General features: G+C 69.8%; 23 protein-coding genes, 1 other RNA gene and 1 riboswitch. Of the genes, 18 read left to right on the plus strand and 6 right to left on the minus strand.

What is annotated here, in order from left to right; all coding sequences use genetic code 11:
- Window positions 1–38 precede the first annotated feature (38 nt).
- A riboswitch (SAM riboswitch) is annotated at window positions 39–116 on the minus strand.
- A 37-nt stretch (window positions 117–153) separates the two neighbouring features.
- Window positions 154–741, minus strand: coding sequence for an NADPH-dependent FMN reductase (locus FZN60_RS11390; RefSeq protein WP_158873608.1), 588 nt, complete (start codon window positions 739–741; stop codon window positions 154–156).
- A 176-nt stretch (window positions 742–917) separates the two neighbouring features.
- On the opposite strand from FZN60_RS11390, the gene FZN60_RS11395 reads away from it, so the two are divergent.
- From FZN60_RS11395 to FZN60_RS11405, 3 genes are all read left to right on the plus strand, one after another.
- Window positions 918–2,003, plus strand: coding sequence for a 2'-deoxycytidine 5'-triphosphate deaminase (locus FZN60_RS11395; protein WP_199266548.1), 1,086 nt, complete (start codon window positions 918–920; stop codon window positions 2,001–2,003).
- Between the two features lie 52 nt (window positions 2,004–2,055).
- Window positions 2,056–2,212, plus strand: a non-coding RNA gene (gene ssrS, locus FZN60_RS11400) — 6S RNA.
- Window positions 2,213–2,267: 55 nt separating this feature from the next.
- Window positions 2,268–2,876 (plus strand): 5-formyltetrahydrofolate cyclo-ligase, encoded by a 609-nt coding sequence (locus tag FZN60_RS11405; protein WP_158873609.1) that lies wholly within the window; start codon window positions 2,268–2,270, stop codon window positions 2,874–2,876.
- Here the strand turns inward: FZN60_RS11405 and FZN60_RS11410 are convergent.
- A complete protein-coding gene (locus FZN60_RS11410; protein WP_158873610.1) occupies window positions 2,873–3,358 on the minus strand; it encodes a CAP domain-containing protein in 486 nt (161 codons plus the stop codon). The two genes, FZN60_RS11405 and FZN60_RS11410, sit on opposite strands and share 4 nt — an antisense overlap.
- 144 nt (window positions 3,359–3,502) lie before the next feature.
- Between FZN60_RS11410 and FZN60_RS11415 the strand changes: the two genes are divergently transcribed.
- Both FZN60_RS11415 and FZN60_RS11420 read left to right on the plus strand, forming a co-directional pair.
- A complete protein-coding gene (locus FZN60_RS11415) occupies window positions 3,503–4,141 on the plus strand; it encodes a glutathione S-transferase N-terminal domain-containing protein (RefSeq protein ID WP_158873611.1) in 639 nt (212 codons plus the stop codon).
- Window positions 4,141–4,965: a TIGR00282 family metallophosphoesterase gene (locus FZN60_RS11420; protein ID WP_158873612.1), complete on the plus strand. Its 825-nt coding sequence runs from the start codon at window positions 4,141–4,143 to the stop codon at window positions 4,963–4,965. Before FZN60_RS11415 ends, FZN60_RS11420 begins: the two co-directional genes overlap by 1 nt.
- Before the next feature lie 3 nt (window positions 4,966–4,968).
- On the opposite strand, the gene FZN60_RS11425 is transcribed toward FZN60_RS11420, so the two are convergent.
- Complete coding sequence (locus FZN60_RS11425) at window positions 4,969–5,814, minus strand: MBL fold metallo-hydrolase (RefSeq protein ID WP_158873613.1); 846 nt, start codon at window positions 5,812–5,814, stop codon at window positions 4,969–4,971.
- Between the two features lie 187 nt (window positions 5,815–6,001).
- Between FZN60_RS11425 and FZN60_RS11430 the strand changes: the two genes are divergently transcribed.
- Entirely contained in the window at window positions 6,002–6,751 is a 750-nt protein-coding gene (locus tag FZN60_RS11430; RefSeq protein WP_158873614.1) for a YebC/PmpR family DNA-binding transcriptional regulator, read from the plus strand.
- A gap of 13 nt (window positions 6,752–6,764) precedes the next feature.
- Here the strand turns inward: FZN60_RS11430 and FZN60_RS11435 are convergent, their stop codons facing one another.
- Window positions 6,765–7,352 carry a Uma2 family endonuclease gene (locus FZN60_RS11435; protein WP_158873615.1) on the minus strand — a complete coding sequence of 196 codons (588 nt, stop codon included), beginning with the start codon at window positions 7,350–7,352 and terminating at the stop codon, window positions 6,765–6,767.
- 136 nt (window positions 7,353–7,488) lie between these two features.
- Here FZN60_RS11435 and ruvC point away from each other — a divergent pair, with 136 nt between their 5' ends.
- From ruvC to ruvB, 5 genes are all read left to right on the plus strand, one after another.
- Complete coding sequence (ruvC, locus tag FZN60_RS11440; protein ID WP_158873616.1) at window positions 7,489–8,007, plus strand: crossover junction endodeoxyribonuclease RuvC; 519 nt, start codon at window positions 7,489–7,491, stop codon at window positions 8,005–8,007.
- Between the two features lie 194 nt (window positions 8,008–8,201).
- Window positions 8,202–8,471, plus strand: coding sequence for an AbrB/MazE/SpoVT family DNA-binding domain-containing protein (locus tag FZN60_RS11445; protein ID WP_158873617.1), 270 nt, complete (start codon window positions 8,202–8,204; stop codon window positions 8,469–8,471).
- Window positions 8,449–8,874, plus strand: coding sequence for a type II toxin-antitoxin system VapC family toxin (locus FZN60_RS11450; RefSeq protein WP_158873618.1), 426 nt, complete (start codon window positions 8,449–8,451; stop codon window positions 8,872–8,874). Before FZN60_RS11445 ends, FZN60_RS11450 begins: the two co-directional genes overlap by 23 nt.
- A complete protein-coding gene (ruvA, locus tag FZN60_RS11455) occupies window positions 8,871–9,494 on the plus strand; it encodes a Holliday junction branch migration protein RuvA (protein WP_158873619.1) in 624 nt (207 codons plus the stop codon). The genes FZN60_RS11450 and ruvA overlap by 4 nt, the downstream gene beginning before the upstream one ends.
- Before the next feature lie 44 nt (window positions 9,495–9,538).
- Window positions 9,539–10,585, plus strand: coding sequence for a Holliday junction branch migration DNA helicase RuvB (gene ruvB / locus FZN60_RS11460; RefSeq protein ID WP_158873620.1), 1,047 nt, complete (start codon window positions 9,539–9,541; stop codon window positions 10,583–10,585).
- Window positions 10,586–10,600: 15 nt separating this feature from the next.
- Here ruvB and aac(3) read toward each other — a convergent pair whose 3' ends face one another.
- Both aac(3) and FZN60_RS11470 read right to left on the minus strand, forming a co-directional pair.
- Window positions 10,601–11,428 (minus strand): aminoglycoside 3-N-acetyltransferase, encoded by an 828-nt coding sequence (gene aac(3), locus FZN60_RS11465; protein WP_158873621.1) that lies wholly within the window; start codon window positions 11,426–11,428, stop codon window positions 10,601–10,603.
- Between the two features lie 83 nt (window positions 11,429–11,511).
- Complete coding sequence (locus FZN60_RS11470) at window positions 11,512–13,695, minus strand: esterase-like activity of phytase family protein (RefSeq protein WP_158873622.1); 2,184 nt, start codon at window positions 13,693–13,695, stop codon at window positions 11,512–11,514.
- Between the two features lie 100 nt (window positions 13,696–13,795).
- Between FZN60_RS11470 and FZN60_RS11475 the strand changes: the two genes are divergently transcribed.
- The 7 genes from FZN60_RS11475 (at window position 13,796) to ybgF (ending at window position 20,327) form a co-directional block, all read left to right on the plus strand.
- The gene (locus FZN60_RS11475) at window positions 13,796–14,227 is read left to right on the plus strand and encodes a YbgC/FadM family acyl-CoA thioesterase (protein WP_158873623.1); all 432 of its coding nucleotides are present in this window, start codon (window positions 13,796–13,798) and stop codon (window positions 14,225–14,227) included.
- A gap of 243 nt (window positions 14,228–14,470) precedes the next feature.
- On the plus strand, window positions 14,471–15,193 hold the full coding sequence (gene tolQ, locus FZN60_RS11480) for a protein TolQ (protein WP_158873624.1): 723 nt from the start codon (window positions 14,471–14,473) through the stop codon (window positions 15,191–15,193).
- Window positions 15,194–15,253: 60 nt separating this feature from the next.
- Window positions 15,254–15,709: a protein TolR gene (gene tolR / locus FZN60_RS11485; protein WP_158873625.1), complete on the plus strand. Its 456-nt coding sequence runs from the start codon at window positions 15,254–15,256 to the stop codon at window positions 15,707–15,709.
- Between the two features lie 19 nt (window positions 15,710–15,728).
- A complete protein-coding gene (gene tolA / locus FZN60_RS11490; protein WP_158873626.1) occupies window positions 15,729–16,865 on the plus strand; it encodes a cell envelope integrity protein TolA in 1,137 nt (378 codons plus the stop codon).
- A gap of 134 nt (window positions 16,866–16,999) precedes the next feature.
- The gene (gene tolB, locus FZN60_RS11495; protein ID WP_422570308.1) at window positions 17,000–18,310 is read left to right on the plus strand and encodes a Tol-Pal system beta propeller repeat protein TolB; all 1,311 of its coding nucleotides are present in this window, start codon (window positions 17,000–17,002) and stop codon (window positions 18,308–18,310) included.
- Window positions 18,311–18,528: 218 nt separating this feature from the next.
- On the plus strand, window positions 18,529–19,104 hold the full coding sequence (gene pal, locus FZN60_RS11500; protein WP_158873628.1) for a peptidoglycan-associated lipoprotein Pal: 576 nt from the start codon (window positions 18,529–18,531) through the stop codon (window positions 19,102–19,104).
- Window positions 19,105–19,364: 260 nt separating this feature from the next.
- Window positions 19,365–20,327: a tol-pal system protein YbgF gene (ybgF, locus tag FZN60_RS11505; protein ID WP_158873629.1), complete on the plus strand. Its 963-nt coding sequence runs from the start codon at window positions 19,365–19,367 to the stop codon at window positions 20,325–20,327.
- The last annotated feature ends 53 nt before the right edge of the window (window positions 20,328–20,380 follow it).

The raw sequence follows: 20,380 nt of genomic DNA on the forward strand, positions 1-20,380 counted from the left end.
GCCGGGGCGAGACGCCGAGCCGGTCCTCGTCGGTTCATACGAGCGAAGGAACGGCCCTTTAGCGAGTTGTTTTACGTGGCTGCAAGCCGGCCGGCCAAATCACCACGATCCGGCGGCTCCATACAGCCGCCGGCCGGTTTCGTCAATTTGTTCTCAGGCGACGACGCGCGCGTCGGCCTGCGCCCGGGTCTTGGGCTCGGACGTGCGCTCGATCCAGGCCGCGAAGCGGTCGACCCACTTGTTCAGGAAGTCGCGGGTGGCGGCATCCGTGACCGAGCCGTCCTCGCCGAAGAGTTCGGGCTTGTACTGGAAGTAGACCTCCGGCTGGCCCATCAGCACCGTGTCGACAACCGTGAGGAGGCCCTTCAGCGAGTTCTGGCCGGCCGAGGCGCCGGTCGCGCCCGGCGTCGCGCCGATCACGGCCGACGGCTTGGTGCTCCAGGAGTTCTTACCCCAGGGCCGGGTGCCCCAGTCGATGGCGTTCTTGATCGCGGGCGAGAAATAGCGGTTGTATTCCGGCGTGACGAACAGGACGGCGTCCGCCGCCTCGATCTCGCGCTTCATCCGCAGCACGCTCTCCGGCGGGTTCGCCCAGAGATCCTCGTTGTAGAGCGGGATGTCGCCGATTTCGACGAAGCGGAAGGTCAGGCGATCGCCGGCGAGCTTGCCGATGCTTTGCGCGAACTTGCGATTGATGGAGTCCTTGCGCAGGGACCCGACGAAGACGGCGACGGTGGGCATTCGGGCGAACCTCGATCTGCGAATGGCGTTCCCCACGACATCGGATGGTATGCTTAACTTCGCAAGTGCGAAGACGTGAACGGATCGTCAGGCGGGCGCGAAGCTGCGCATGAGGGCAACGCGCGATTCAGAAACCTCAGCTAGGATGGCCGGCCATGGCGCTGAACGACGACAGGCTGATGACCGACGGAATCCTGCCCGACGCGAGAATCGCGGCCCTCTTCGAGGCCGGCGCGATCCGCGCCGGACGAGCCCTCGACGCCGACCAGATCCAGCCGGCGAGCCTCGACCTCCGGCTCGGGCCGAAGGCGGTGCGCGTGCGGGCGAGCTTCCTGCCGGGGCGCGGACATGCCGTTTCGAACAAGCTCGAACGCTTCGGCCTCCACACGTTTTCCCTGACCGACGGGGCGGTTCTCGAGGTCGGCTGCGTCTACGTGGTGGAACTCCTGGAGCATTTCGCTCTGCCGGCCGGCACGCGCGCGACGGCCAATCCGAAATCCTCCACCGGCCGCCTCGACATCTTCACCCGCGTCCTCGCCGACGGGGGCGAGGAGTTCGACAAGGTGCCGGACGGCTATAGCGGGCCGCTCTTCCTCGAGATTTCGCCGCGCACCTTCCCGATCCTGGTGCGCGAGGGCTCGCGCCTCAGCCAGATCCGCTTTCGCACCGGCCGACCGACCCTGGAGCCGGCCGAGATGTCGGCGCTCCACGCCGCCGAGCGGCTGACCGACGCGCCGGACGCCAGCATCACCGGCGGCGGCATCGCGCTGTCCATCGACCTGTCGGGCGACGCGCAAGGGCTCGTCGGCTATCGGGGCAAGCGCCACACGGCGGTCGTCGACGTCGACAAGCGCGGCGCTCATCGCATTCTCGACTTCTGGGAGCCGCTGCGCCTGGGGAATGCCGGCGATCTCGTGCTGGACCCGGACGAGTTCTACATCCTCGTGTCGAAGGAGGCGATCCACGTGCCGCCGGCCTTCGCGGCGGAGATGACGCCGTTCGATCCGCTCGTCGGCGAGTTCCGCGTCCATTATGCCGGCTTCTTCGATCCCGGCTTCGGCAATGCCGCGGCGGGCGGGGCGGGGAGCCGCGCCGTCCTCGAGGTGCGCTCCCACGAGGTGCCCTTCATCCTGGAGCACGGGCAGATCGTCGGCCGCCTCGTCTACGAGCGCATGGTCGCGCTTCCGACGCGGCTCTACGGCACCGCGCTCGCCTCGAACTACCAGGCGCAAGGCCTCAAGCTTTCCAAACATTTCGCGTGATCGGGGCGCCCCGCGCTGGCGGCGGCCGGTCGGATCGCCTATAACAGGTGTCGGCGGGCTGCGCGGTTCGACAGGGATGACATTTCCCCGGGGCCTTATCGATCTCCAGGGAGCTGTCCCTGTTCCGGTCCGTGGGCCGGAGCACATGGCGCCCACCTACTTTGTAGGTTCCCGGGATCGACTTTCCCATCGGCCGTCGTGGCTCGCCACTCGTCTTTCCTTCGGCCTTGACGCTGCGCCCCATGCTCCGGCATCGACGGCGGCATGAGCGACACGGCCCCCCCGCCAGGCCTTCCCGACGCCGAGCTTCGCGAAGCCAAGCGCGCCGCGCGCGCCGCTGCCCTCGCGCGGCGCGAAGCGATGAGCGTCGAGGCGCGCATCGAAGCTTCGCTCATCGTTTGCGAGCGGCTCCTCGACATCCTCGACCCCGTGCCCGGCACGATCCTGTCCGGCTTTCTGCCGATCCGCTCCGAGATCGACCTGCGTCCCGCCATGACCGCCTTCGCGAGCGAGCGCGGCTGCCGGCTCTGCGTGCCGGCGATCGTCGAGGGCGAGCTGCAGTTCCGCGAGCTCCTGCGCGACGCGCCGCTGGAGCCGCAGGGCTTCGGCACGCTCGCGCCGGGACCCGGGGCAGCCGTCCTCGATCCGGAGCTGATGCTCGTCCCCTTGTCGGCCTTCGACCGGCAGTGCCGCCGCGTCGGTTACGGCCGCGGCTATTACGACCGCGCGATCGCCGCGATCCGGGCGCGAGGCGTCGTGCCGCACCTCGTCGGCGTCGCATTTGCCGCCCAGGAGGTCGAGCGCGCCCCGACCGACGCCTTCGACGTGCCGCTCGACATGATCGTCACCGAAGCGGGGATCGTCCGCCGCTAGTCCGGCCGCGTCAGGATCATCGTCCAATAGCGCGGATAGGTCCGGCCTTCGGGCTGGGCCGCGGCGACGCCAATGCGGTTGACGTTCGGGTTCAGGAGGTTCTTGCGGTGCCCGGGCGAGTTGATCCAGCCGGTCATCGCCGCGCCGTAGGTCATGTAGCCCTTGCCGATGTTCTCGGCCGCCGCGCTCCACCGGTTGTAGCCGACGGCGCCCAGGCGGCGGGGAAGGGCCCCGCCGAGCGTGTGGCTGAGGTCCTGCACGGACGCCATGCGGCGCGAATGGATCGCCGCGGCCTGGGTGAGCTGGGGATCGGGCGACACCGGACCGAGACCGTTGGCGGCACGGAACGCGTTGACCTCGGCGAGCGCCTGCGGGCCGTCGATCGCCACGTCCTGCGTCGGATCGCCGGGGCCGAAGGACAGGCAGCCGGAGAGAAGCGTCGCGGCGAGGAGCGCGGGCGCGAGGAAGCGTCGGGACTGCATGGATGGCCTGTCGTGTTCTTGCCGGTTGGTCGGTGGATGGCTATGGCGAAGCCGAACCGGCGCGGGACGACGGTCCCTGGCAGATTCGGTCGGCCAGCCTAGCTTCGCGGACTGAAGTGGCGCACCTTACGTTAAGGCGAGACGATGATTGAGCTCTATACTTGGACGACGCCGAACGGCGAGAAGCCGGTCATCATGCTGGAGGAATGCGGGCTCGAATATGGCCTGCATATGACCGACATCTCGACCGGCCTTCAGAAGAAGCCCGACTTCCTCGCCATGAACCCCAACGGCCGCATTCCCGCTCTCGTCGACCGGACGGAGAACGGCGGCGAGATGCGCGTCTTCGAGTCCGGCTCGATCCTCGTCTACCTCGCCGAAAAGACCGGACAGTTCCTGCCCACCGCCCAGCCGCACCGGGCGGAGACCTTTTCCTGGACCTTCTTCCAGGTCGGCGGCACCGGCCCGATGATCGGCCAGCTCCACCACTTCAAGAGCTATGCGCCGGAGAAGATCCCCTACGCCATCGAGCGCTACGAGAACGAGACGCGTCGGCTCCTCGGCGTCCTGGAAAGCCGGCTCTCGGATTTCGAATGGCTGGCCGGTCCCTACGGCATCGCCGACATGATCAACTGGTCCTGGGCGCGTTCGGGGCTCGACGGCGTGGACGGGCGGAGCGACTTCCCGGCGCTCGCCGCCTGGGTGGACCGCATCGCCGCGCGCGAGCCGGTGAAGCGGGCGCTCGGCCGCATGAAGGCCGCCAAGGAGGCCGCGAGCGGCTGATGCGCTTCCTGTTTCTCGGCGACATGGTGGGCCGCACCGGCCGCAGCGCGGTGATCGAGCGCCTGCCCGGCCTCGTGGCCGACCTGAAGCTCGACTTCGTCGTCGTGAACGGCGAGAACGCGGCCGGCGGCTTCGGCGTCACCGAGGAGATCTTCCTCGACACGATCGCGGCCGGCGCCGATGTGATGACCACGGGCAACCATGTCTGGGACCAGCGGGAAGCGCTGGTCTTCGCCACCCGCCACGACGCCTTCCTGCGCCCGGCCAACTATCCCGACGGCACCCCCGGCCAGGGTTCCGGCCTCTTCGTCGCGAGAAACGGCGCGCGCGTCCTCGTCGCCAACGTCCTCGGCCGCGCCTTCATGCATCCCGAACTCGACGATCCGTTCCGCGCCGCGGAGGCGATCGTTTCGGCCTGCCCGCTCGGCGAGCAGGCGGACGCCATCGTCTTCGACTTCCATGCCGAGGCGACCAGCGAGAAGCAGTGCTTCGGCCATTTCCTCGACGGCCGCGTGTCGGTCGTCGTCGGCACGCACACCCACGTGCCGACCGCCGACCACCAGATCCTCGTCGGCGGCACCGCCTACCAGTCGGATGCCGGCATGTGCGGCGACTACGACTCCTCGCTCGGCATGGACAAGGAGGAGCCGGTCAACCGGTTCGTGACGAAGGTTCCGCGCGGTCGCTTCGAGGCCGCCTCCGGCCCGGCCACGATCTGCGGTCTCTGCGTCGAGATCTCCGATCGCACGGGTCTTGCCGAGCGCGTCTCGCCGCTGCGCGTCGGTCCACGGCTCGACGAGGTGCTGCCGCCCTTCTGGGCCTGACGCTCACACCCCCGCCAGCACGATCACCGTCGGCTGCGCGGGCAGGCTGCGCACCGACACCGAGAAGCCGGGCTCCGTCCGCCTGTCGACGGCGAAGTCCGGCAGCTTGTCGAGGAAGCGGTCGATCGGCCCGCGGAACCGGTGCATCGGCAGGACGATCGAGGCGTGCAGCCGCTCGGCGATCTCGCCCATGCCCTCCTGGCTCATCGTCATGCCGCCGTCGACGGGCACCATCAGGACGTCGAGGCGTCCGATGGCGGCGTAGTCCTCCTCCGTCAGGGTGTGGTGCAGGTGGCCGAGATGGCCGATGCAGAGCCCGGCGATCTCGAAGATGAAGATCGAGTTGCCGTCCGGCTCCATGCCGCCGCCCCAGCCGCGGATGTCGGTGGGAACGTTGCGGACATAGACGTCGCCGACCGTCACCGCGTGGCGCGCCGGCCCGTTGCCGTCCTCGCTCCAGCCGCGCAGCACGTGCTCGATGCCGGGATCGGGACTGGGCGTGTTGTGGCTCGAATGGGCCTTGTTCATCGTGACGAGGCGGGGAAGGGGATCGCCGCCATAGACGCCGTTGAAGTCGGTCGCCGAGAGAACCCCTTCCGGACTCTCGATGAGATAGGTCGAGTGGCCGGCATAGGTGATCCGCACCTCGGCCGCGAGGCGGTCGCGCGTGCGGGCCTGCGCCAGATGGATCGGTGCCGCCCCGGCGTCGATCCGGGCGAAGCGCACGTTCGGGCCGGCATCGGCGACGGCGAGGCAGGTCGAGGGTGCCGGGCCATCCGCGGCCCCTTGCGCGAGGACAGGCAGCGGCAGGGCGGCGAGAAGCGCGGCGATCAGCAACGGTCGGATCAAGATCAGCCTCCGTCGAGCGGGCCGGGATGGCAAAGTCAGCCTATCGCTCCCGCGCGCCAGGCAAAGTCACGCTCCCGTCATCTGGACGCGCGGAGAGACCGCGCCGCCTTCGTCCTGGACCTTTACCGGGGCGTTTTTTATATGACGGGCCATTCACGGATCACTCGACGCGGGAAACGGGGTCGCCATGGCCGGCCATTCACAGTTCAAGAACATCATGCACCGCAAGGGGCGGCAGGACTCGGTCCGCTCCAAGCTCTTCTCCAAGCTCGCCCGCGAGATCACCGTGGCGGCCAAGGCGGGCCTGCCCGATCCCGACATGAACCCGCGCCTGCGGCTGGCGATCCAGAACGCCAAGGCGCAGTCCATGCCCAAGGACAACATCGAGCGCGCCATCAAGAAGGCGATGGGTGGTGACACGGAGAACTACGAGGAGATCCGCTACGAGGGCTACGGCCCCGGCGGCGTCGCCGTCATCGTCGAGGCGCTGACCGACAACCGCAACCGTACGGCCTCGAACGTTCGCTCCTACTTCACCAAGGCGGGCGGGGCGCTGGGCGAGACGGGCTCCGTGTCGTTCATGTTCGACCGGGTCGGCGAGATCGTTTATCCCGCGGGCGCCGGCAGCGCCGACAAGGTGATGGAGGCCGCCATCGAGGCGGGCGCCGAGGACGTCGTCTCGGACGAGGACGGCCACACGATCTACACCGCCTTCGGCGATCTCGGCGACGTGTCGAGCGCGCTGGAGGCCTCGCTCGGGCCCGCCGAGAGCGTCAAGACGGTCTGGAAGCCGCAGACCGGCACGCCGGTGGACGAGGAAAAGGCCGAGAGCGTCATGAAGCTCATCGGCAACCTCGACGAGGACGACGACGTCCAGAACGTCTACGCCAACTACGAGGTGGACGAGGCGACCCTCGCCAAGCTTTCCGCGGCCTGAGCCGCGGCGCGCCTCAATCGGCCGGCGCCGGAAAGGGCACGTCCTCGTAGATCTCGGCCATGGCGAGTTCCGCCTCGATCTCCGGCAGCGGGATCGAGGCGTCGAGGCCCGTCAGTGTTTCCGAGCGCCAACCGTCCGCGGCGCGCCGCCAGACGATGACAGAGGGCGACTGCGTGTCGACGAGAAGCACGACGCGGATGCTGTCGTTGGCCTTGTACTCCTCGATCTTCTGGAAGCGGTCGAAGCGCGTGGTCGAGGGCGACAGCACCTCGACGAGCAGGCGCGGCTCGCGGGCCTCGGTGGTCTTGCCATCCGGCGTCGAACGACAATCCACGACGATGTCCGGACGCCGGATGTTGCGGTTGGCGTTGCGGACGGCGATGTCGTCGGTATGCGGGCGGCATGGCTTACCGCGCAGCTTCTGTCGCAGAAGGGTCAGGACGTTCACCGACACGTAGTCATGCCGATGCGAGGCGCCGGTCATCGCCTTCACCGGCAGCACCGGCACGCCGTCGACCAGCTCGTAGTTCCGGTCCTGCTCGGCCTGCCACTCGAAGAACTCCTCCGGCGTCATCCGCCGGCCCGAAAGCGCCTCGCTCATCGGCCTGTCTCCGCCCCGCAACATCAGCCCGAAGGATAGCGCGAAGCCGGCCCGAACGGGAGGCATGCTTCGTTTTCCCTCCGTTCATCCTTTGTCTTTACGACCGATCTCACGTACGAATGAGAGGGTCGCATACATGCCGGGAGTCACGGCCATTCGCATCGTCGGAATCGATCCCGGACTGCGCCGCACCGGCTGGGGCGTCGTCGAAACGGAAGGCAATTCGCTCCGCTTCGTCGCAAGCGGAACCGTGACGTCGGACGACAAGCTCGACCTCGCCTCGCGCCTGCGCCAGCTGCATGACGGCTTGGCGGCCGTCATCGATCGCCTGCGCCCCGACGAGGCGGCGGTGGAACAGACCTTCGTCAACAAGGACGCGACCGCGACGCTCAAGCTCGGCCAGGCCCGCGGTATCGCCATGCTCGTGCCCGCGCTCGCCGGCCTGCCGGTCGCGGAATACGCGCCCAATGCCGTGAAGAAGGCCGTGATCGGCGTCGGCCACGCCGACAAGGATCAGATCCAGATGATGGTGAAGGTCCTGATGCCGCGCGCGACCTTCGACACCGCGGATGCCGCGGACGCGATCGCCATCGCCATCTGCCACACCCATCATCGCCAGTCGTCGCAGCGTCTCGCGGCCTACGCCGCTGCCTGAGGGTTCGTTCGATCTCTCCGTTCTGTCTTTGTTCACTATCCAGCACGATCGCGACGGGGTGTCAACTCCCTCGTCGCGCATCGACATGCGGCGTGATGGACGCCGCCTCATCGACGCGCCCGCCGCATCGTTGTTCTTGACTTGTTCACGGTCTCGCCGTAGGTAATACCTTATCGTATTACGGAGGCGTCGGCATGCGGCTGACCGAGAAGAGCCAGGTGACGATCCCCAAGCCGATCCGCGACAAGCTGGGCATCGGGCCGGGCAGCGAGGTCGAGTTCGTCGATCGCGGCGATCTCGTCGAGCTGGTGCGCAAGCCGCCGGCCGAATCGGCAGGCGAGCGGCGGCGGCGGCTGGAGGAGCACCTGCAGGCGGTGGCCGGAACCATGGATTTCGCCGGCCTCAGCCCCGACGAAGCAATGAGCGATCTTCGGGGGCGGCGTGACGATCTCGACCCTCGTTGACACGAACGTCCTGGTCGATCTCGTCGCCGCCAGGGCCGATCCGGGTCAGCGGGCCTGGTCGGGACGACAGATGCTCGATGCACGCGACGACGGCAGGCTCGCGGTCAGCGTCGTGGTCTGGGCGGAACTCACCCAGCATCCGGGGCAGGAGCGGTCCCTGCGGGCCTTGCTCGCGCCCTTCGAGGCGGTGGAGGAGGACCTGCCCTTCGCCGCCGCCTTTCCGGCGGGACAGGCGCACCGGCTGTACCGTCAGCGCGGCGGGCAGCGGGAGCGCACGCTGCCGGACTTCCTGATCGGCGCCCACGCGCTCGTCGCCGGGCACCGCCTATTGACGCGCGACGGGGCGCGCTACCGCGGCTACTTCCCGGACCTCGACATCATCTGCCCGGAGACGCATCCTTGATCGGCAAGCTGAAGGGAACGGTGGACGAGATCGGCGAGGACCACGTGGTGCTCGATGTCCACGGCGTCGGCTACCTCGCCTTCTGCGGCGCGCGCACGCTCGGCAATCTGCCGGGCGCGGGGGAGGCGGCGACGCTGTTCATCGAGACCTATGTCCGCGAGGACATGATCCGGCTCTACGGCTTCGCCTCGGCGCACGAGCGCGAATGGTTCCGGCTGCTCCAGACGGTGCAGGGCGTCGGCGCCAAGGTGGCGCTCGCCGTCGTCGGCATCATGGCGCCCGGCGATCTCGCCAGCGCCGTCGCGCTCCAGGACCGCGCGGCGATCGCCCGCGCGCCCGGCGTCGGGCCGAAGGTCGCCGCGCGCATCGTCGCCGAGCTGAAGGACCGCGCGCCGGCCTATGCCGGGGTGGGGCTCGCCGAGGGCATCGGTCTCAAGCGCGACATCGGCGAAGGGCTCGCGCCCGCGCCGATCCAGGATGCGGTGTCGGCCCTCGTCAATCTCGGCTACGGCCGCGATCAGGCGGCATCCGCCGTCGGCATCGCCGCCAAGGAGGCGGGCGAGGACGCCTCGTCCGCGACCCTGATCCGCCTCGGCCTCAAGGCGCTGAGCCGGCTCTGAGGCGAGGGTGATCCGCAATGACCGACGAGGACGACCCTTCGACCATGAGTGATACCAAGCGCCTGATCACGCCCGAGAAGCGCGGCGAGGACGCCGACACGACGCTGCGCCCGCAGCGGCTCGACGACTTCGTCGGGCAGGCGGCGGCGCGGGCGAACCTCAAGATCTTCATCGAGGCGGCGAAGGCCCGCGGCGAGGCGCTCGACCACGTGCTCTTCGTCGGGCCGCCGGGCCTCGGCAAGACGACGCTCGCGCAGATCATGGCCAAGGAACTCGGCGTCAACTTCCGCTCGACCTCCGGCCCGGTGATCGCCAAGGCCGGCGACCTCGCGGCGCTCCTCACCAACCTCGAGGAGCGCGACGTCCTCTTCATCGACGAGATCCACCGCCTCAGTCCGGCGGTGGAGGAGATACTCTACCCCGCGATGGAGGACTTCCAGCTCGATCTCATCATCGGCGAGGGGCCGGCGGCGCGCTCGGTGAAGATCGACCTTTCCCGCTTCACGCTCGTCGCCGCGACGACGCGCCTCGGCCTCCTGACGAACCCGCTTCGCGATCGCTTCGGCATTCCCGTGCGGCTGAACTTCTACACCGTGGAGGAGCTGCACGGCATCGTGTCGCGCGGCGCGCGCATCCTGGGTCTTGCGATGGACGAGGGGGGCGCCGTCGAGATCGCGCGGCGCTCGCGCGGCACGCCGCGCATCGCCGGCCGCCTGCTGCGCCGCGTGCGCGACTTCGCCCAGGCCGGCGGCGCCGAGGTGGTCACGCGCACGGTCGCCGATGCCGCGTTGACGCGGCTCGAGGTCGACCGGCTCGGCCTCGACCAGCTCGACCGGCGCTACCTCGACCTCATCGCCATGAACTTCGGCGGCGGCCCCGTCGGCATCGAGACGATCGCGGCGGCGCTCTCCGAGCCGCGCGACGCGATCGAGGACATCGTCGAGCCCTATCTCCTCCAGCAGGGCTTCATCCAGCGCACCCCGCGCGGCCGCCTGATGACGGCGCACGCCTTCCGCCATCTCGGCCTCGCCGTGCCGTCCTCGCTCGGCGCGACGCAGGCGAGCCTCTTCGAGGACGGGCAGGAGGACTGATCGGGCCGACGGGGATCAGTTCGACTCGCGCGCCGACGCCCAGCGCTCCAGCCAGTCGACGGCGAAACGCACTGCCGGCTCGGCCTCGACGAGGAGCGAGGGCGCGGCGCCGACGAGGCCCCGCCGTCCGGCGCCCGCCGCGACCATGGCCCCGACGATCCGGCCGATCGCGTCCTCCGGCAGGCCGTCGACCACCGGTGCTGCCGTGTCGAATTCCTCGATCCAGCGCCAGCGCGTGCCATCCTCGTCCGCGAAGGGCACCTCGACGCGGAAGACGCGTTTGTTCGGCAGGCGCGCCAGATGCTCGGCGTGGTGGAGGAGGGTCATCGTGTCCCAGGGCGCGCCGACCATCAGGACGCGGCCACGGGCCTCGACCAGCCTGGCGAGGGGCGAGCCCTCGCCGTAGCCGTAGTCGAGCGGGTGGTCCGCGGTGATCCAGTCGGCGAGCCGGCCGAGAGCCGCGACCGAGGCGCCGGGATTGCCGCTGCGCCGGGCGCCCGGCGTCGTGCGCAGGAACTCCGGAAGGATGCCGTTCAGCCGCGTCGCGCGCGAGCGCAGGGAATCGAAGGGCGGCACGTGCTCCCGCCATTCCGGCCGGACGCGGTCGGTCTCGTCGGTCAGCTCGTCCTGGCGGCTGTCCCAGTCGGCATAGGCCATCACCGTCCCCGCCGGTCCGACGACGTCGAGGAGCGCGCCGATCAGCGCGTCCGGGCCGTTGAGGAGCGGGCCGACGCGGCGCATGGCGGCATGGACCATCACGAGGTCGCCGGCGGACAGGCCGAGGGCGGACAGGTCGGCGGCCAGCGAGGCGCGGGTGGCGAAGGCGGGCGGCGGATCGGCCATGACGGTTCGCTCCTGTCGGCTACACGAAAAAGGGCGGGGCCCTGAGGCCCCGCCCTCGATCCTACGGCCGGATGCTCCCGGTGTCAGAGGCCGGGCAGGCGGAAGAACAGCGTCTCGCCCGAGGAATCGTCGACGCCGTCATTGTCGGTGGCGACGAAGGCCGTGCCGGCCGCGTCGAAGGCGAAGCCCTCGACCTTGTCGACGACGTAGCCGCTGGTCAGGCTCGCCAGTTCCGGCAGGAGGTCGTGGACGACCTCCTTCTCGACCGTCGGCAGCTCGCCGCCGAGCGGGGCGGGCTGCAGCTCGGCGAGCGCGACGCGGGTGATCTGCTTGATCGCGGCCTTATCGCCGATCTGGTTGTCGCGCTCGACGAAAAAAGCATGGTCGCCCTTCACCGCCATCTCCGACAGCCCGACCCAGCCCTCGCCCTTCGGCGCGTCGAGCGGGTAGAGGACGGCGCCCCATTCCTTGGTCTCGAGGTCGTAGGAGACGAGCTTGGCGGCGCTTTTCGGATCGTCCTTCCAGTTGCGCTGGATGGCGAGCCAGAGCGTGTCGCCGATCTTCGCGACGCCCTCCGTGCCGAAGCGGGTCTGGCCGGCGGTCAGCGCCTCGGGGAAGGGGATCTCCTCCAGGATCGCGCCGTCGGCGCCGACGTGGAGGATGGCGTGCGGCACTTCCTTCTCGGGGTCGCCCTCGCTGCCGATCCAGAACGTCCCGTCGGCGTCGGCGGCGATGCCCTCCATGTCGAGCTTCTCGGCAGCCGCGCCGTTCCGCGTCACGGGAATGGCGCGGGTGATGCGCGCCGGCGTCGAGGAGGCGTCGATGGCGTAGATCGTCGGCGCGGCGGAATAGACCGAGTCGCTGACGGCGAAGAGCTTCTCCGCGCCCGCTGGGTCGGCCGACAGGCCGGAGATCGCGCCCCAGGGAATCGGCCGGCCGTTCTGCGCGTCGAGCGAAACGAGCTGCGGATAGGCGGCGGCGCCTTCCGCCCGCTCGTAGAGCATGACGTGGCTGCGCGCGCCGCCATCCTCGCCGAGGTCCGCCTCGTTGGCGGTGGCGAGAAGGTTGCGCTCGGAAATCGCCACCGCGCCTTCCGGCGAGATGCCGGAGGGCAGGAGCTGGAGGAACTCGGGCGCGGCGCCGGCCGCGTCTCGGTAGACGCCGACCGCCGAGCCGCGCTCGAACAGGACGAAGATCAGCCGCTCCTCGCCGAACTCCGCGACGGCGAGGCCCTCCGGCTCGACGCCCTTGGCGTCCGAGCGCCCTTCCGGATAATGGCCGGCGCGGGCGAGCTCCATCTCGAAGGCGGGGCCGGACTCCCAGGCGACCGTGCCCTCGCGGGTCAGGATGGTGAAGCCGCGGGTGCCGCCCTTCCAGTCGCCCTCGTTGGCGATCACGAGGCGGTCGGTGCCCAGCCACTTCACCGCGTCGGGCTCGCGCGGGCGCGCCTCGATCTGGTCGGTGAAGGCGATGCGCCCGTCCTCTTGCGTGTCGACGTTCTCCAGCGCCACCGCGCCGGCGGAGAAGTGGGCGGTGACCGCGCCCGTCTTGCCGTCGACGATGGCGATGGCGTTGTTCTCCTGGAGCGTCACGACGATCTCGCCGTCGGCGTTCACGTCGACGAACTCCGGCTCCGGGTCCTCCGGCGTGTCGCCCGACAGGCCGGTCAGCTCGACGCGCTTGATCGCGCCGCAGTCCGGCGCGCCGTTCGACAGCGGCAGAACCGCGAGGAAGCCGGCCGGCATCTGCGGCAGGGCACCGTCGTTCACCTCCTCGTCGCGCTCGTTCTCGATGGCGACGGCCGCGAAGGAGCCGTCCGGCGCGACGGCGACGGAGTCCGGCTGGCCGCCGAGCTCGCATGTCGCCGAGACCGCCTTGGTCGAGACGTTCACCGCGGCGAGCTGGCCGGAGGGCGAGACGAAGCTCTCCGACGTGTTGACGCCGACGAGCAGGGTTTCGCCGGCGAAGGCGACCGAGGTCGGCTCCCCGCCTTCGAAGGCGACGAAGCCGCCGGCCTTGGGCGCGCGGGGATCGGCGATGTCGATGAAGCCGACGCCGCCGGCCGGGCTGTCGGAATAGGCGAGGGTCATGCCGTCGGCGCTGGCGGCGACGATCTCGGCGGAGGAGGGGCTGGCGAGGTCCGCGCCCTCCGGCTTGTTGGCCGTCACCGGGAAGGAGGCGATGCGGTTGAACACCGGCTCGGCGGAGGCTGCGGCGGTGGAGGCGAGAAGGAGGGCGGCGAGGGCGGCGAGGCTTCTGGGCGTCACGGAAACGGCCTTTCGGATGGATCTCGGAAACGGCGCCCCTTTGGCGAAGCTGTGTTACAGGCGGATGACGGTTGCCGGCAGCGGATCGGAAAGGACGACCATGGGGCACGGGCTCGCGGGAGAGCTCGTCGAAGGCGGCCATCGCCTCGACGTGCGGGTCTATTTCGAGGACACGGACTTTTCCGGCCTCGTCTACCACGCGCGCTACCTTCACTTCTTCGAGCGCGGGCGCACCGATTACCTCCGTCTCCTCGGCGTCGGGCATCGCGAGCTTCTCGACGGCGCCTACGGCGAGCCCTGCTTCTTCGCGGTCCGGCGCATGACGATCGACTTCCGCTCGGCCGCCGGCATCGACGACGTCCTGACGGTCACGACGCGCCCGCGCCCGATCAAGGGGATCCGCATCACGCTCGACCAGCGCATCGAGAAGGCGGGCGCACTCGTCGCCGAAGCCATCGTGGAGGTCGTCGTCCTGTCGAAGGCGGGGCGGCCGATGCGGTTGGTCGAGGCCGTCGCCTCGCGATTCGTTTGACGGTAAGGTTTCGTCAACCTTGACGGGGCATGAATGGGCGTGACGAAGGGGATTGTGCGCCGCACACGCCATTCTTTCACCTGATTCCCTTGGGAAAGGGCAGCCGGTTGGATCGGCGGTCCGGCTCCCGGCATCGGGGCGAAGAGGCGGCCGGGGTCCGATCTTCCGCAAGAACGCACGCTCAGGATCCGGACCCGCCGCAACGGAGCGGCCGGAGCCTGCAACGCTCGGAGAACACGGCGAATGAACGGGGACGTGGTACACGGCGCGCTGGCCGCGGCAGGGTCCGTTTCCCTTTGGGACCTGTTCTGGCAGGCGGGTCTGATCGTCAAGCTGGTGATGATCGGCCTGCTTCTGTGCTCGGTCTGGACCTGGGCGATCATCATCGACAAGACGATGCGCTATGGCCGGGTGCGCCGCCAGCTGAACAACTTCGAGAACAATTTCTGGTCGGGCCAGTCGCTGGAGGAGCTGTACCACACGCTCTCCGAGCGCAAGACCAGCGGCATGGGCGCGCTCTTCGTCGCCGCCATGCGCGAATGGAAGAAGTCCTTCGAGAAGGGCGCCCGCTCGCCGCTGGGCCTCCAGACCCGCATCGAGAAGGCGATGGACGTGACCCTCGCCCGCGAGATGGACGACCTCGAATCGCGCCTCGGCTTCCTCGCCACCATCGGCTCGGCCGCGCCCTTCGTCGGCCTCTTCGGCACGGTTGTCGGCATCATGACCTCGTTCCAGGCGATCGCGGGCTCGCAGTCGACCAACCTCGCGGTGGTCGCGCCCGGCATCGCGGAAGCGCTGCTCGCGACCGCCATCGGCCTCGTCGCCGCCATTCCGGCGGTCGTCGCCTACAACAAGCTGTCGGCGGATGCGGGGAAGATCGGCATGCGGCTCGAAGCCTTCGCCGACGAGTTTTCCGCCATCCTATCGCGGCAGATCGACGAGCGCGCCGGGCAATCCGCGCGCTGAGCCACCCGGCACGGGCCGCGCTCCGCAGCGCGGCCCCCGAGACTTTGAAGGACACGAGCCATGGGCATGTCTGCGGCGACGGGCGGATCGGGCGGTGGACGGCGCGGACGCCGCGGCGGCCGGCGTCGCGGCGTGATGAGCGAGATCAACGTGACGCCCTTCGTGGACGTCATGCTGGTGCTCCTGATCATCTTCATGGTGGCCGCGCCCATGCTGACCGTGGGCGTTCCGATCGACCTGCCGGAGACGCGCGCCCAGCCGATGAGCGCGCAGACCCAGCCGATCACCATCTCCGTCCAGCCGGACGGGCGCGTCTTCATCCAGGAGACCGAGATCACCCCGCAGGAGGTGGTCCCCAAGCTTCAGGCGATCGCCCAGACCGGCTACGAGGAGCGCATCTTCGTGAAGGCCGACAAGACCGCCGACTACGGCGCCGTGATGAAGATCATGGCGCTGATCTCCTCGGCCGGCTTCAAGAACATCGGCCTCGTCACGGCCCAGGAAACGGGCGCCTGAGGACCCGTCGAGCACGCCCATGAAACCCGGCATCGTCGCTTCCGCATCGCTGCACGCCCTGCTGCTCGGCTGGGGCATGGTGTCGTTCACGGCGCCGGCCCCCTTCGAGGTGAGCGAGCCCGCGAGCCTGCCCGTCGACCTCGTCTCCGTCGAGGAGTTCAGCGAGGCCGTGGCGGGCGACAAATCCGCGCCGCTCGCCGACACCCCGGCACCCACCCCGACCGAGAAGCCCGCGACCCTGCCGATGCCCGCCGAGAACGTCGGCGAGAACGAGGTCGACCTCGAAACCCCGCCGACGCCGCAGTCGCGGCCCGAGGAGGTGCGCCAGGCGGCCGCGGAAGCCGCGCCGCCTCCGCCGCCGCCGGAACCCGAGCCCCAGCCGACGCCCGAGCCCCAGCCCGAACCGGAGCCGGTGGCCGAGCCCGTGGCGGAAACGCCGCCACCCCCGCCCGAGCCTCAGCCGCAGGAGGTCGCCGCGCAGCCGCAGGAGCCGGCGCTGCCGACCAACGTGCCCGTGCCGGTCACCCGGCCGCGCCCGCCCGAGCCCGTCAAGGTCGCCGAGGCCAAGCCGGAGCCGCCGAAGCCGCAGCCGGAAAAGCCCAAGCCCGAGAAACCGGTCGAGACCGCCGAGCCGAAGCCCGAGACGCCGGCGGAAAAGCCGAAGCCGGTGGAAACGGCGAAGCCCAAGCCGGAGGCGACCCGCACCGCCGAGCGCGAAACGCGCGGCGAGACCGAGTCGGACTTCAACGCCGACGAGATCGCGGCGCTCCTCGACCGGTCGAAGGCGTCCGGCGGCGGCGCCAAGCGCTCCGAGGCGCCGGCCGCCGCGGGCGCCTCGCGCACCACCGGCGTCAAGCTGTCGCGCGGCGAGACCGACGCTCTGAACGAGCAGCTTGCCGGCTGCTGGCAGCTTCCGGCCGGCATCGAGGACGCGGCGGGCCTCATCGTCGTGCTGCGCTTCAACGTCGACGGAGCGGGGAAGCTCAACGGCCAGCCGCAGGTGACCGAGACCAGCGGCAACCGCGCCTTCGACGAGAGCGCCAAGCGCGCGGTGCAGAAGTGCGACCGGGGCGAGGGGCTGAAGCTGCCGATGGACAAGCTCGACCAGTTCGCCGACTACATCGAGGTCGGGTTCAACCCGAGCGCGATGTTCTGAGGCGATCCGTCGCCGCGCGTCGCCCGGCTTCCGCCGCTTTCGGCGGGCCTTGAGGGCGGCAGGATTTGCAGTGAATAGCGGGGAGAGGCGCGGCCGGGCCGGCCTTCATCCCCGTGACGAGGACCGACCCGATGATGAAGCTCGCCCGTATCTGTCTTGCCGTGACGGCCCTTCTGGGCGCCGGCGCCCTCTTGGCGCCGGGCTCGGCACAGGCCCAACTGCGCCTCGACGTCACCCGCGGCAACGTCGCGCCCATGCCGATCGCGCTCGTCGACTTCCTGTCGCGCGACGGCATCGGCGCCAAGATCTCCGACGTGGTGACGGCCGACCTGAAGCGCTCGGGCCTCTTCGCACCGATCGACGAGGCCGCCTTCATCCAGAAGGACGCCTCGCCCGACGCGACGCCCCGCTTCGCCGACTGGACCGCGATCAGCGCCCAGGCGCTCGTCACCGGCCGCGTTACCCCGGAGGCCGATGGGCGCCTGCGCGTCGAGTTCCGCCTGTGGGACACCTACGGCAACACCCAGCTCGACGGGCAGCAGTTCTACACCAACCCCGAGAACTGGCGCCGCGTCGCCCACATCATCGCCGACGCGATCTACGAGCGGCTGACCGGCGAGAAGGGCTACTTCGACACCCGCGTCGTCTTCGTGGACGAGCAGGGCCCGAAGAACGAGCGCCGCAAGCGCCTCGCCATCATGGACCAGGACGGCGCGAACGTGCGCTACCTGACGGACGGGCGCGACCTCGTCCTCACCCCGCGCTTCTCGCCGAACCGGCAGGAGATCACCTACATGTCCTTCGGCCAGGCCGAGCCGCGGGTCTATCTCCTGCAGCTCGAGACCGGCCAGCGCGAGATCGTCGGCAACTTCCCCGGCATGACCTTCTCGCCCCGCTTCTCCCCGGACGGGCAGAAGGTGGTGATGAGCCTCCAGCAGGACGGCAACGCCAACATCTACGCCATGGACCTGCGCTCGCGGGCGACCACACGCCTGACCTCGACGCAGGCGATCGACACCTCGCCCTCCTATTCGCCGGACGGCGCGCGCATCGTCTTCGAGAGCGATCGCGGCGGGCGTCAGCAGCTCTACGTGATGAACGCCGACGGGTCGGGCCAGACGCGCATCTCGTTCGGCGACGGCGCCTACTCGACGCCCGTCTGGAGCCCGCGCGGCGACCTCATCGCCTTCACCAAGCAGACCGGCGGCCAGTTCCAGATCGGCGTGATGCGGCCCGACGGCTCGGGGGAGCGCATCCTGACCTCCGGCTTCCACAACGAGGGACCGACCTGGTCGCCGAACGGGCGCGTCGTGATGTTCTTCCGCGAAGCCCAGGGCGGCGGCGGGCCGAAGCTCTACTCGATCGACCTCACCGGCCGGAACGAGCAGCAGGTCGCGACGCCGGGCTTCGCCTCCGACCCGGCCTGGTCGCCCTCGCTGGAGTAGGATCGGCCGCCTTCCGATCGAACGTCTTGAACGTGGCGCGCCGGCATCACCGGCGCGCTTCTTTTTGCGCTGCCGCGAAGCGGCCCTATTCACTCGCAACGTCAAGGACATGGGCGCGTTCGAACGGCTTCTCGGCCGCCCGCGCTTTACCCCGTGTTAATCGGCCGCGTGGTAAATGGCTGGTTAGAAAACACCATAACAATCGAAGGAGCTGGTCCATGAGCCAGATCGCCCTGGGTACGGGCTTGCGCTTCGCCGCGGCTCTGGCCGCTTCGCTTCTGGTCGCGGGCTGCGCCTCGAAGAACCAGGCCCTGCCGAACAATGCCGGCGACCTCGGCCTCGGCGGGCAGGGCGGCTACGGCGGCGCCGGCGGTGCCGGCGGCTACGGCGCGGGCGGCCCCGGCGGCGTCGCGGGCAGCGCGACCCCCGGCTCGTCGCAGGACTTCACCGTCAACGTCGGCGACCGCATCTTCTTCGACACGGACTCGTCCGTCGTCCGCGCCGACGCGCAGCAGACGCTCGACCGCCAGGCGCAGTGGCTGAACCAGTATCCGAACTACGCCATCACCGTCGAAGGCCACGCCGACGAGCGCGGCACCCGCGAGTACAACCTCGCGCTCGGCGCCCGCCGCGCCGCGGCCGCCCGCGACTACCTCGCCCGTCGCGGCGTCGATTCCAGCCGCATGCGCACGATCTCCTTCGGCAAGGAGCGTCCCGTCGCGGTCTGCGACGACATCTCCTGCTGGAGCCAGAACCGCCGCGCCGTCACCGTCCTCGGCGGCGCCGGGTCCTGACCCCGAGGCCGCGAGGCTTCGTTCATCTCGCGGGCGCGGCGGACATCCTCCGCCGCGCCCGTTTTCCGTCCCGGCGGATCGTCCCGGCGTTGCGAGCCGGCAACAGTGTTGCTCCCCGCACGGTTAGGATGACGCAAGCTTCGGGCAAGGCCCTACTTCCGCCGAACTCGCCCCCACCACACTGATCCCGCTCACACCCTCATGTTCGTCGAGCCGGCCTGCGCCCGGTTCGCGTCGCGCGGGCCGACAGGGATCATTCGATGACCAGACCGATGCCGCTCCTCGCCGTTACCGCCTTGGCCGGCGCGCTCTTCGCCGCGACGCCTTCGAACGCCTTCAGCCTCGATGTCGGCTCGCCCTTCGGCTTCGGTGCCGACACGCCGGCCGCCCCGGCCGAGACGGCGCCGCCCGTGCGCATGGCGCAGGCCGGCGGCGATCCCTTCGTGCGCATCGACCAGCTGCAGGAAGAGATCCGCTCGTTGAACGGTCGCATCGAGGATCTGTCCTTCCAGATCCTCCAGATGCAGGAAAACATGCGCAAGCAGCAGGAGGACAACGAGTTCCGCCTGCAGGAGCTGGAAGGCGGCTCGGGCGGCGGCGGGGGCGGCAATGCCGCTCCGGCTTCGTCCGGCGGCCGGCGCAGCGAGGCGGCGCCCGCGCCGGCGGGTGGTGCGCGCGCGACGGCCTCGGCCGAGTCGGCCGAGAGCGCCGACCCGATCCGCGACGTTCTGGAGGGCGGGCTCGACGTCGGCTCTGTCGGCTCGACCCCGCCGGCCGGCGGCGGCCGCGCGGCCGCGCCGGCGCAGTCCTCGCAGACCGTCGCCGCGATCACCCCGGCGGGCGCGGGCGAACTCTACGACCTCGCCTACAACTACCTCCTCGCCGGCGACTACCAGCTCGCCGAGGATTCCTTCCGCCAGTATTCCCAGGCCTATCCGACTGCCAAGGACGCGCCCGACGCGCAATATTGGCTCGGCGAGAGCCAGTTCGCGCAGGGCGAGTTCGCCGACGCGGCCGAGACCTTCCTGAACGCCCAGAAGAACCATCCGAAAAGCGCCAAGGCGCCGGAGATGATGCTGAAGCTCGGCATGGCGCTGGCCAAGCTCGACAACCGGGAAACGGCCTGCGTCACCTTCGCCGAAGTGTCGAAGCGCTATCCCGACATCAGCGCCAGCGTGTCCCGCAAGCTCGCGGCCGAAAAGAAGAATTCCCGCTGCGGCTGACGCAGGTCTTCGAGGCCGACCCGGCCGAACGCCTTCGCGCGGCCCTGTCGCGG

Origin of the sequence: Antarcticirhabdus aurantiaca (assembly GCF_009765365.1) — a bacterium.
Taxonomy (GTDB): Bacteria; Pseudomonadota; Alphaproteobacteria; order Rhizobiales; family Rhizobiaceae; genus Antarcticirhabdus; species Antarcticirhabdus aurantiaca.

Excerpts from the sequence above, each read along its gene's own strand:
- FZN60_RS11430 (WP_158873614.1), top strand. The coding sequence starts at position 6,002 with ATGGCCGGCCATTCACAGTTCAAGAACATCATGCACCGCAAGGGGCGG.
- tolB (WP_422570308.1), top strand. The coding sequence starts at position 17,000 with ATGAAGCTCGCCCGTATCTGTCTTGCCGTGACGGCCCTTCTGGGCGCC.
- tolR (WP_158873625.1), top strand. The coding sequence starts at position 15,254 with ATGGGCATGTCTGCGGCGACGGGCGGATCGGGCGGTGGACGGCGCGGA.
- tolQ (WP_158873624.1), top strand. The coding sequence starts at position 14,471 with ATGAACGGGGACGTGGTACACGGCGCGCTGGCCGCGGCAGGGTCCGTT.
- FZN60_RS11435 (WP_158873615.1), bottom strand. The coding sequence starts at position 7,352 with ATGAGCGAGGCGCTTTCGGGCCGGCGGATGACGCCGGAGGAGTTCTTC.
- ybgF (WP_158873629.1), top strand. The coding sequence starts at position 19,365 with ATGACCAGACCGATGCCGCTCCTCGCCGTTACCGCCTTGGCCGGCGCG.
- FZN60_RS11420 (WP_158873612.1), top strand. The coding sequence starts at position 4,141 with ATGCGCTTCCTGTTTCTCGGCGACATGGTGGGCCGCACCGGCCGCAGC.
- pal (WP_158873628.1), top strand. The coding sequence starts at position 18,529 with ATGAGCCAGATCGCCCTGGGTACGGGCTTGCGCTTCGCCGCGGCTCTG.
- FZN60_RS11475 (WP_158873623.1), top strand. The coding sequence starts at position 13,796 with ATGGGGCACGGGCTCGCGGGAGAGCTCGTCGAAGGCGGCCATCGCCTC.
- FZN60_RS11405 (WP_158873609.1), top strand. The coding sequence starts at position 2,268 with ATGAGCGACACGGCCCCCCCGCCAGGCCTTCCCGACGCCGAGCTTCGC.
- FZN60_RS11410 (WP_158873610.1), bottom strand. The coding sequence starts at position 3,358 with ATGCAGTCCCGACGCTTCCTCGCGCCCGCGCTCCTCGCCGCGACGCTT.
- FZN60_RS11445 (WP_158873617.1), top strand. The coding sequence starts at position 8,202 with ATGCGGCTGACCGAGAAGAGCCAGGTGACGATCCCCAAGCCGATCCGC.
- FZN60_RS11390 (WP_158873608.1), bottom strand. The coding sequence starts at position 741 with ATGCCCACCGTCGCCGTCTTCGTCGGGTCCCTGCGCAAGGACTCCATC.
- ruvB (WP_158873620.1), top strand. The coding sequence starts at position 9,539 with ATGAGTGATACCAAGCGCCTGATCACGCCCGAGAAGCGCGGCGAGGAC.
- FZN60_RS11415 (WP_158873611.1), top strand. The coding sequence starts at position 3,503 with ATGATTGAGCTCTATACTTGGACGACGCCGAACGGCGAGAAGCCGGTC.
- tolA (WP_158873626.1), top strand. The coding sequence starts at position 15,729 with ATGAAACCCGGCATCGTCGCTTCCGCATCGCTGCACGCCCTGCTGCTC.
- ruvC (WP_158873616.1), top strand. The coding sequence starts at position 7,489 with ATGCCGGGAGTCACGGCCATTCGCATCGTCGGAATCGATCCCGGACTG.